The 1,174-nt window shown below is 30.6% G+C and carries 2 protein-coding genes; one reads left to right on the top strand and one right to left on the bottom strand.

Features of this window, described 5'->3' with window-relative positions:
- The first annotated feature begins 221 nt into the window (after positions 1–221).
- Positions 222–1,046 (top strand): DUF5718 family protein, encoded by an 825-nt coding sequence (locus EV697_RS09765; RefSeq protein ID WP_132025101.1) that lies wholly within the window; start codon positions 222–224, stop codon positions 1,044–1,046.
- A gap of 59 nt (positions 1,047–1,105) precedes the next feature.
- Here the strand turns inward: EV697_RS09765 and EV697_RS10115 are convergent, their stop codons facing one another.
- Complete coding sequence (locus EV697_RS10115) at positions 1,106–1,165, bottom strand: IS3 family transposase (RefSeq protein WP_132025103.1); 60 nt, start codon at positions 1,163–1,165, stop codon at positions 1,106–1,108.
- Between the last annotated feature and the right edge of the window lie 9 nt (positions 1,166–1,174).

Raw genomic sequence — 1,174 nt, 5'->3', positions numbered from 1 at the left:
AGATTGTCTGATTAATTGTTAAAGAACAAAAAACGACACGAGCATTTTCTTCTGACAACGTCGTGTCGTTGTGGGGCGTATTATAGACATCTCATTACGCTTTGCAAGTACTTTTTTTAAAAATTTAATCGAATGTATAAAAAAAGATCAAAAACTATTGTTTTAAGGCTTTTTTAGCTTTAAAGTTGAGATATTTTAAAGTAACAAAGGAAATATATTTTATGAATTTTAAATCAATGATTGGATTTGGTGTCGCAGGTAATTTTGCAGGCCATTTAGAACAGGCTGGGGAGGCAAATGATTTTCTTTCTGTAGAAACTCAAGAAATAATTCAACCAAAAGCGATCTTTCCTTTTTACATTCCATCACAAGAAGATCATTTCTTATCAATTTATCCACTTAGCAACAAGCTAATTAAATTTCCTGAAGAAGGTGCTGATAATTTACAAATAGAACCTGAAATAGCACTTATTTGTGATTTAGAATATCAAAATAATTTAGTAACTAAAATTATTCCTCGATATTTTACCGCCTATAATGATTGTTCTATCCGACGTCCTAATGCTAATAAAATTTGCGAAAAGAAAAATTGGGGAGAAAACACAAAAGGTATATCAGATATTCTAATCCCCATTTCATCTTTTCAACTAGGAAGTGAAATAGATAGTTATCGCATTGCCTGTTTTCATAAACGTAATGGAACAATGAATATTTATGGAATTGATAGTCCAGCTATTGGATATAGCTATTTTCATCAAAAATTATTAAATTGGATTATCGATAGAATGAATAATCAGCCAGATCAAGGTCCAATGAATCATATAGCCTCATTAATAAAAGAAGCAAACTATCCTAAACAAGCTATTATTAGTATTGGTGCAACGAGATATACGGAATTTGGTGAATCTAATTTTTTACAAAAAGGCGATACTAGCATTGTCGTTGTCTATAATGGTCAACAATATTCACAAGAAGATATTATTGCAATGGCGAAAAGAGAACATTTTGGTGATGAAATTTCTGCATTAGTACAAACTGTAGTTTAAATATATTTAATCATAAAAAAGTGCGGTCAAATTTGATCTGCCCCCAAAAAGTTAGACTGTTATTTTAGGGACTGTATCCGATATTGTATTGGACTCAGTCCTTTTAATCTTAATTGTATCCGTTTTTC

It is taken from the genome of Bisgaardia hudsonensis (assembly GCF_004345785.1).
Lineage (GTDB): Bacteria > Pseudomonadota > Gammaproteobacteria > Enterobacterales > Pasteurellaceae > Bisgaardia > Bisgaardia hudsonensis.
This window is presented reverse-complemented; position numbering and strand designations above follow the sequence as displayed.

Excerpts from the sequence above, each read along its gene's own strand:
- EV697_RS09765 (WP_132025101.1), top strand. The coding sequence starts at position 222 with ATGAATTTTAAATCAATGATTGGATTTGGTGTCGCAGGTAATTTTGCA.